General features: G+C 48.0%; 5 protein-coding genes. All 5 read left to right on the top strand.

From position 1 onward, the window contains the following. Positions 1-129 precede the first annotated feature (129 nt). Positions 130-648, top strand: a complete 519-nt coding sequence (locus MES37_RS23385) for an Hcp family type VI secretion system effector (RefSeq protein ID WP_064540010.1) — start codon at positions 130-132, stop codon at positions 646-648. Between the two features lie 226 nt (positions 649-874). After that, a complete protein-coding gene (locus MES37_RS23380; RefSeq protein WP_064540012.1) occupies positions 875-2,866 on the top strand; it encodes a type VI secretion system Vgr family protein in 1,992 nt (663 codons plus the stop codon). Between the two features lie 55 nt (positions 2,867-2,921). Further along, a complete protein-coding gene (locus tag MES37_RS23375) occupies positions 2,922-4,016 on the top strand; it encodes a DUF2169 family type VI secretion system accessory protein (RefSeq protein ID WP_237932738.1) in 1,095 nt (364 codons plus the stop codon). An 11-nt stretch (positions 4,017-4,027) separates the two neighbouring features. After that, positions 4,028-4,372, top strand: a complete 345-nt coding sequence (locus MES37_RS23370) for a PAAR-like domain-containing protein (RefSeq protein WP_064540016.1) — start codon at positions 4,028-4,030, stop codon at positions 4,370-4,372. A gap of 57 nt (positions 4,373-4,429) precedes the next feature. Next, on the top strand, positions 4,430-5,065 hold a 636-nt coding region (locus MES37_RS23365; protein WP_237932737.1), incomplete at its 3' end, for a hypothetical protein.

The following is a 5,065-nucleotide window of genomic DNA, read 5'->3' as shown; positions in this document are numbered from 1 at the left end:
GGTTTTGTTTTTTTAACAACATACCAGCTACACGAATGATGCGGTTCCCGGTTAAAGCCGTGCCGCTTCTGCCTATCGAGGAATAACGGTAGGCAATCATTAGCAGCAACCAAAAAAGGAGTTAAAACTATGCCTACCCCTTGTTATATATCAATCAATGGTCTGACCCAGGGAAACATCACTGCCGGTGCATTTACCGCCGATTCTGTCGGTAATATTTACGTTCAGGGCCACGAAGATGAAATGCTAGTGCAGGAATTTCTGCATAACGTGACCGTCCCAACTGACCCGCAATCTGGTCAGCCAAGCGGTCAACGGGCGCACAAGCCGTTCATTTTCACCGTAGCACTGAACAAAGCTGTGCCGTTGTTATACAACGCACTGGCAAGCGGTGAAATGCTACCAACGACTGAACTGCACTGGTGGCGTACCTCGGTTGAAGGCAAGCAAGAGCATTATTTCACTACGCGCCTGACAGATTCGACCATCGTCGATATCAATCTGCATATGCCGCACTGCCAGGATCCGAGCCAGCGAGAATTTACCCAACTGCTCGCAGTGTCACTGGCATACCGCAAGATCGAGTGGGAACACGTCAAGTCAGGCACTTCCGGTGCTGATGACTGGCGCGCACCGCTGGAAGCGTAAGTGTCAAAGTGAACTAACAACATTCTGCCTTATAGGCAGAATGTTGTTTTTGTATCTATCCGTAAGCTGAAAGATCTGTCCTAAAAAAGAAGTTACGTTTTTCACGGGAGCTGGCATAAGCCGTCCCCCCTGCCGGTAGCATGTCTGAATAGAAACGTATCGCTTTACATTCACAGTCACTTTCCTGCGGTTAGTCTGTTTTTCCTGTGAACTCAGGGAGGTTGTTATGTCATTAAAAGGGCTGCGTTTCACACTGGAGGTAGACGGCCAGGCGCCGGATACGTTCGCGGTTGTCAACTTTTTGCTAATGCAAAAATATTCTTTACCATTTGTTCTGGACGTAGATGTTGTCAGTAAGTCATTTGATCGGGAAGCGAAAGTTTTACTGGAAAAGAACGTCACACTGACCATCTGGCAGGGAATGAAGGCACTGCGTTCTGTCAAAGGTGTTATAGCCAGCTTTGGGATGCAAAATAATGACCAATGGCAGATGCAATACCGCTTCAGAATTCACCCAACCCTGTGGCGCTGTGGTTTGCGACAGAACTTTCGTATATTCCAGCAACAAGATATCAAGGCAATCTCAAGCACTCTGCTTAATGAAAATGGTGTGACTGATTGGTCTCCATCCTTTTATCAAAAGCATTCTCCGCGAGAATTCTGCGTGCAATACGGCGAATCAGATTTAGATTTTCTGAATCGACTGTGGTCCGAAGAGGGGATTTTCTTTTATGACAAAATGTCCGCAGATGGGCCGAACCAAAAACTGACACTGTGTGATGATGTGGCAGGCCTATCCAAGTTACCGAATCCCATTTCGTTCAACCCGAATACGACAACCGAAGTCACTGATGAATGTATCAGCGTGTTCTGTTACGAGGCGAATGTCCGGCCTTCATCAGTTATGAGCCAGGATTACACCTTTAAAGTTCCAGGGTGGCAAGGGCAATACCAACAGAAAGGTATAAACCTAAATAACCAGTTCTCACAATATGAAATCTTTGACTATCCAGGCAGGTTCAAGGATGAGCAACACGGCCAGGATTTTACTCGCTACCAGATGGACGGGCTGCGTAACGATGCAGAAAAAGGCACCGGAACCACTAACTCACCGAAACTATGGCCTGGAACAAACTTCACGCTGGTGAAGCATCCGCAGGAACCTCTGAACCGTAGTTGGCAGATCGTCAGCAGTATTATCACGGGTGCCCAACCTCAGGCACAACATGGTAATCAGGGACAAGGAACCACACTAAGCAACCAGTTCACAGCAATACCAGCAGACAGAACCTGGCGCATTTCACCTCGATCTAAACCTAAAGTAGATGGCCCCCAAAGCGCCATTGTCACAGGCCCAGCCGGTGAAGAAATTTTTTGTGACGAACATGGCCGGGTACGAGTGAAATTCCACTGGGACAGATACAACCCAAAAACTGAAGACAGTTCCTGCTGGGTTCGGGTATCACAGGCCTGGGCAGGCGCGGGGTTTGGCAACCTGGCTATCCCGCGTATAGGTCAAGAAGTGATCGTGGACTTCCTCAATGGCGACCCGGATCAGCCCATCATTATGGGACGGACTTATCATCAGGATAACCGTTCTCCAGGCGGCCTGCCTGGCACCAAAACTCAGATGACTATTCGTTCGAAAACCTACAAAGGCGATGGTTTTAATGAACTGCGCTTTGAAGATGCAACCGGTAAGGAACAGGTTTACATCCACGCCCAGAAAGACATGCAAACGGAAGTGCTGCATGACAGGACAACGACAGTAAACCACGACCATACCGAAACCGTGAAGAATAACCAGACGGTCACCGTTGTGGTCGGTCAGACCATCAATGTGGGGAGTAAGAAGGAAGGTGGTCATGACCAGAAAATCACTGTCTCCCATGATCAAAAGATAGCTGTGCAGAATGATCAGACGCTGGATATCACGGAAAATCGCGAGAAAAACGTCGGAGGAGATCAGAAAGCAGTCATCGCCGGTGAAGATAATGAAACGGTAAAAAAGTCTCAAAAAATCAAGGTAGAACAGAACTATGCGCTTGATGTGGACCACGAAACCCAAATTAAATCAGTGGATAAAATCGAACTAATATGCGGTTCCAGCTCCATCACGCTGGAAAACAGCGGGAAGGTCATCATCAAAGGTACCGAATTTGAATTCACTGCCAGCGGTCCCGTGGAGATCAAGGGTAAAGATGTTCATCTTAATTAAAAGCAGCTCAGCATATTAAAAAATTAGTGAACGTCATGACAGATAAGGAGAACTCATGTCTGTTTTACCTGAACCCAAATTACGTATTCTGGATAATCAGACGGGTTTGACTACTTTTCAGTACGACAAAATGGCTCCGGGAAAGGTGTTTCATGATGTTGTAGTAGTGAAAGCCAGCTTTAATCTGCTACCTGGTGGCCTTTGCCCTATTCCCCAGCCAGCAGTACTGTTTCTTGCTGATAAATACCGCCAGCCTGATGACCCAATGAGTTCTTCTCTGCTTCAGGCAGGGGATCTTGTTTTGGGTAAACCCGGTACCGATATATTGGTTACTGGGTCAGTTTATGCCGATTGCCCCACACAACATTTTCAGACAGGTTTACGCATCAGCAACCGTCACAACACGCTGGTTGATTACACCTGCATAGCCACTGGAAAGCGTTGCTGGCAACACACTGAACGGCTGGGATGGCATATGAGTGAACCCGCCCTGACAGAACACGTTCCGATTGCCTACGAACTAGCCTATGGCGGACGCAACGTAATTCCTGATACCCCACCTGAAGAGTGGGAAATTTATGCCCCTAATCCTTCAGGCAATGGTTTTAGTTTTGCAGGCTACTCAACTGATGACCAGTTCCCCGCCCCGCAGTGGGAACCAAAAGAACATCAAATCGGTACAAAACCGCCACTGACCGGTTTTGGCCCCGTGGCCCGCCATTGGTTAAGTCGTCAAAAATATGCCGGAGCGTATGATGAAAAATGGCGGGATCAACTCAAAGATAACCCACCCTATCTGGATTATCCCGATGACTTTGACCTGCGCTTTTTTCAGTGCGCGCATCCTTCACTGCAAAGCTCAACCCCACTAAATGGAAATGAGAAACTTGAATTTTTCCATCTAATTAAAGGCATTCCACATCTTGGAACCTGGCTACCCGCCCTTGGTATTGCAGCGTACTGGCAGGAAGGCATAACCGCTCGACAGTCTATGTTGCCTCTGGATACCGTACATATCGCTACCGACGAAAACACCGGGCAAGGGCGTATCGACCTCGTGTGGCGCTGGAGCAAACCGCATCATCTGAATATCCATGAACTGCTTCTACGGACTGTTCAACTGCCAGAACCAGAACAGCATTCCGCTTAAGGAGAACTGATATGGCTATAAAACATATTGCTGATGCCGAAAATGAGTTCATCGTCGTCAACGTGACACCGGATTTTTGCATAGTCGGATTAACCGTCATTCCTTTCGATATCGTCCAAAAATTATCTTCCGAAAAAATATCTTATTCCAAAACAGTTTTTGCCCGGGGAAAGAAGGTACTGATGATAGATAGCATCATCCAGGGCGTGGAAGGTAACGCAGGGGTTGGTGTCCAGTCAGGTGTATCGCTCAGTAATGGCCACTGCAAAGTGCTAACTGGTGCCACCACGGTCTTCACTGAAGGCCGCCAGACTGCACGACATCTGGATGAAGTTCTGATGAATGGAAAAGTCTGAAACGAAACCGTCATTCAACAACCTGACGACGGACTATGCCAGTAAGGAGGGCAACCCATGGCCGATTTTAACCCCAACGGAACACTGGGGCGTATCTACACGCTGACCGGTATCTGTAAACCACAGAAGATGCTGACCAAACAACCCGGCATCTGTGAAGCTTATCTGAAGAATATCTTCAAAGAATACGACGAAAAAGACATCCTGAAAAAGATGGCAGATAAAAGCTATCAGGGCAATGTGAACGCTGGTAATTCATTCAGAAACCAGTGCGAAGCTTTACCCAGCCAGATGCCCGAGCAGGACCTTAATGACCTGCAAAAGTTGCTCAACGATTACGTTGATCACAACATGCCTCCCGAAGATATCTATCGCATCCGCCACCTTCATAACCTCTATGAAAGAGTTTATCGTCCCGGCCCCAGGCTAGAAGCTCCGATTACGGAAGCTGAGCAGCAATGGCTTCTGCAAAACAGCAATGACATCGTCATGGCTCTCCTTGCCCCTCCGTTCAACCTGCCTGCATTCTTAACAAAGATGGCGGGGGGAACACCGCAACAGGTTTCTGGCGCCCTTGAAACTGGTGCCGTGCTATCTGATATGGCGGGTATGGCTGCTGGCATGAAGCAAAAACCGCCACCGGCACCTCTCTTAGCTAATGAGGGAGTATTTATTCAAGGTAAAGGACTGGGA

Origin of the sequence: Buttiauxella sp. S19-1, assembly GCF_022134725.1 — a bacterium.
Lineage (GTDB): Bacteria > Pseudomonadota > Gammaproteobacteria > Enterobacterales > Enterobacteriaceae > Buttiauxella > Buttiauxella ferragutiae.
Note: the sequence above shows the minus strand (reverse complement) of the source record. Positions and strands in the feature narration are given on the sequence as shown.